4 protein-coding genes are annotated in these 3,604 nt (G+C 64.7%); 2 read left to right on the top strand and 2 right to left on the bottom strand.

Features of this window, described 5'->3' with window-relative positions; translation table 11 throughout:
- Window positions 1-212: 212 nt before the first annotated feature.
- Both VEG08_07270 and VEG08_07265 read right to left on the bottom strand, forming a co-directional pair.
- Window positions 213-713: a tetratricopeptide repeat protein gene (locus VEG08_07270; protein ID HXZ27785.1), complete on the bottom strand. Its 501-nt coding sequence runs from the start codon at window positions 711-713 to the stop codon at window positions 213-215.
- 341 nt (window positions 714-1,054) lie between these two features.
- Window positions 1,055-1,495, bottom strand: coding sequence for a CYCXC family (seleno)protein (locus VEG08_07265; GenBank protein ID HXZ27784.1), 441 nt, complete (start codon window positions 1,493-1,495; stop codon window positions 1,055-1,057).
- Between the two features lie 130 nt (window positions 1,496-1,625).
- Between VEG08_07265 and lepB the strand changes: the two genes are divergently transcribed.
- Window positions 1,626-2,219, top strand: a complete 594-nt coding sequence (lepB, locus tag VEG08_07260; protein HXZ27783.1) for a signal peptidase I — start codon at window positions 1,626-1,628, stop codon at window positions 2,217-2,219.
- Window positions 2,220-2,389: 170 nt separating this feature from the next.
- The gene (gene carA / locus VEG08_07255; GenBank protein ID HXZ27782.1) at window positions 2,390-3,520 is read left to right on the top strand and encodes a glutamine-hydrolyzing carbamoyl-phosphate synthase small subunit; all 1,131 of its coding nucleotides are present in this window, start codon (window positions 2,390-2,392) and stop codon (window positions 3,518-3,520) included.
- Window positions 3,521-3,604: the final 84 nt, after the last annotated feature.

Here is a 3,604-nt window from a genome sequence, read left to right as displayed (position 1 = left end):
TCGACTGCAGGCGGGTGCCCATGCCCGCCGCCAGGATGGCGACGGCGAACTTCTGCGGACCGGAGGGACGCTTCGGCTGGGCCCGGCCGGGAACCACCTTCTGGCGCAGGGAACGCGGCATCAACCGCCCATCTTACCCTGAGGGCCGGGGGCAGGGGCAGTCGCCGTGCGGGTACCGGCGCCTTCTCGGGCGGAGGGCGTCCTCGGGCCGGTCAGCGCTTCTTCTCGGGTGCCGGTGTGGGTTCGGCGGCTCCCTCTTCCGGATAGAGCAGCTCGGTGAAGCGGGGATCGTCGGCCAGGTTCTGGAAGTCGGAGTCGTTGCGCGCCTGGAAGCGCAGGCCGGGATTGAGCCGCGTGGCCTGCTGCAGGTGCTTGAGGGAGTCCTCGACGTGCCCGCAGAGGCAGTCCAGCACGGCCAGGCCGTACCAGCCGTAGTCGGCCTTGGGAGACTGCTTGACGATCTTCTCCAGGTGGCTGCGCGCGCCCTCATAGTCGCCGCTGTTCATCAGCGAGACGGCGAAGTCGTAGTGCTCCTCCGGGGTCTTGAAGCTGGTGCTGGCCCGGGCCAGGTGTTGGTGACAAGTGTTGAGGTGGACGGCAGCGCGGTCGGAGAGTTCCTTGATGGAGCCGGCCACTACCTTCTCCAGCAGGGCCTTGGCGCGCTCGAATTTGTGCTCCTGCAGGGCCTTGAGGCCGGCCTCATAGTTTTGCACAGCCTGTGCAAAACGCGGATCGTCCATCAGCGAAGGGCGGCGCGGGGGTGCAGGCGCGGCCTTCTTGCCTCCTCGACCTGCCTTCCTAACACCCTTATGTTTCTTAGATTTAGCTGAGGAAGATTTAACTCTTCCTGCGCCTTTCTTCTTCATCGAATTGCACCTTCGCGCCTGGGAGCAGGGGAGACGGCCTGTTCCATTGTGGAAAAGGCTCAGAGATGCTTCCGGCTGCCGGGGGCTGAGGGTCCGCAGAGCTTTTTGTTTATACGCGCAAGCGCCGGGCGCGTCAACCCGGCCCGATTGCACCAGAATTGGTGCACTTCCGGGAGCGTCCAGAGAGGCTATTGCATGGAGGCGGCGGCCTGCAGGTCGATCTTCTCCCACTCGCCCTTGATGATGCCGGCGCGGATCTGCGCGGGAGTCTTGCCCGCCTTGGTCTGCCGGTAGGTGTAGTAGAGCTCGCGCAGGCAGGTGCCGCACTCGGCGCCGTGGGTGTCCTCGAAGCAGGAACGCAGGCTCTTGTGCCCGGCGCTGCGGTCGCAGTGGCAGTAGCAGGGCTGCTGGTAGAGGACGTTGGGGATCTTGGCGGCCAGTTCGTAGGCGTGGGTCTGGTAGGGATATTGGAACTCCGGGCCCCAGAGCGCGTCGGCGGGCAAGATGGGAGGCAGCTTGGCGCCCCTGGGCGGAGGTGCCGGGTGATACGCGGGCACGCTCTGGTCCGTCCACCCCAGGGTGGCGAAGGCCAGCAAGGCTACGAACAGCAGGTACAGGACGCGCTTCATGGGGCCTCCCAGCGGGGTATTGTACCCCGGTTTCAGGGCGGCTGGGGCTGCATGCAGGAAGGCGGCGTGGCATCCCGAGGATACAACCCGCGGCCGGCACCGCCAATCCATATACAATAGGCCGCAAGCCATGACCAACGAAGACCATCGCACCTCCCAGGCGCAGCCGGGCGCCGCCGCGCCGGCTGCTCCACCGGCGCGGGGAAAGCGGAGCGGCGAGGTGCTGCGCACCTGGGTGCGCGACCTGCTGATCTCGCTGGCCCTCTCCGGCTTCGTCATCCTCTTCCTGTACCAGCCGGTGAAGGTGGAAGGCAACAGCATGCTGCCGGGGTTGCAGGACCAGGAGCGCATCTTCATCAACAAGTTCGTGTACCAGCTGGAGCCCATCGAGCGCGGCGACATCGTGGTCTTCCGCTATCCCCGGGACCCCTCCAAGAGCTACATCAAGCGGGTGGTGGGGGTGGCCGGCGACCGCATCCGCATCGAGCGTGGCAGGGTATACGTCAACGGGCAGGCGCTGCCCGAGCCCTACGTGCCCTCCAGCTACGTGGACGGCCACAACTTCCCGGAGCTGGTCGTGCCCGCCCACAGCTACTACGTGCTGGGCGACCACCGCACCATGTCCAACGACAGCCGCGAGTTCGGTCCCGTGGACGAGAGCTACATCTACGGCAAGGCCGTCTTCGTCTACTGGCCCATGGACAAGATGGGAATGCTGAAATAGCGATTGCAGATTTCAGATTGAAGATTGCAGATTGAAAGGCGGCCTGGAGGCCGGCGAAGCTGCAAGCAATCTGAAATCTAAGATCTGCAATCTGAAATTCTGCTGCAGCGCCCCTAGTCACTTCCGGATTTCTCTGCTAGAATCCCAAAAATCCACTCCCCGGAGACGGAATGCAAGCGATCCTTGCGCTGGAAGATGGCAAGATCTTCCGCGGCAAAGGTTATGGCGCGAAAGGCGAATGCTACGGGGAAGTCGTTTTTAATACCTCCATCACCGGCTACCAGGAGATCTTCACCGATCCTTCTTACGCCGGGCAGATCGTAGTCCTCACCAACCCCGAGATCGGCAACTACGGCACCAACCCCGAGGACACCGAGTCCACCCGCCCCTACATCGAAGGGCTGATCGTGCGCGAGTTCTCGCGCGTCAGCTCCAACTGGCGCTCGCAGCAGGTCACCGACGAGTACCTGGAGAAGTTCAAGATCCCGGTGCTGGCCGACATCGATAGCCGCGCCCTGGTGCGCCACCTGCGCGACCACGGCTGCAAGCGCGGCGTCATCTCCATGCTGGAGGAGGACGCGGAAAAGCTGGTGGCCAAGGCGCGCGCCATCCCTTCCATGGTGGGCACCGACCTGGCCAAGGTGGTCTCCACCAAGCAGCGCTACGTGTGGGAGGTGGGCGAGCGCTCGCACGAGCCTACCCAAGTGGTGGGGGTGAAGGACGAGCCGGCGCTGTGGCGGGTGGTGGCCTACGACTACGGCATCAAGCACAACATCTTGAGGAAGCTGGTGGCGGAGCGCTGCCACGTGACCGTGGTGCCGGCGGAGACTGCGGCCGAGGATGTGCTGGCGCTCAATCCCGACGGCATCTTCCTCTCCAACGGCCCCGGCGACCCCGAGCCCTGCCAGTACGCGGTGGAGAACATCCGGCGGCTGATGGGGCGGGTGCCCATCTTCGGCATCTGTTTGGGGCACCAGCTCGTGGGGCTGGCGCTGGGCGGCAAGACCTACAAGCTCAAGTTCGGACACCACGGCGGCAACCATCCGGTGAAGCAGATCGCCACCGGCAAGATCGAGATCACGGCGCACAACCACAACTTCGCCGTCGATCCCGAGTCGCTCTCGACCTCCGAGGTCGACCTGACGCACATCGACCTCAACGACTCGACGCTCGAAGGCCTGCGCCACCGCAACCTGCCGCTCTTCTCGGTGCAGTACCACCCCGAGGCCGCGCCCGGCCCGCACGACTCGCATTATCTGTTCAAGGATTTCGTGAGGATGATGGAGGAGTTCAAGGGGTGAGGAGCACGACCACCGCGGTGCTGTGCCTGGGGCTGGTGGCGGCGTCGGTTCCCGCCTCCCGGGGCGAGGTGAAGAAGAAGGTCC

It is taken from the genome of Terriglobales bacterium, from assembly GCA_035624475.1.
GTDB lineage: Bacteria > Acidobacteriota > Terriglobia > Terriglobales > Acidobacteriaceae > DASPRL01.
Note: the sequence above shows the minus strand (reverse complement) of the source record. Positions and strands in the feature narration are given on the sequence as shown.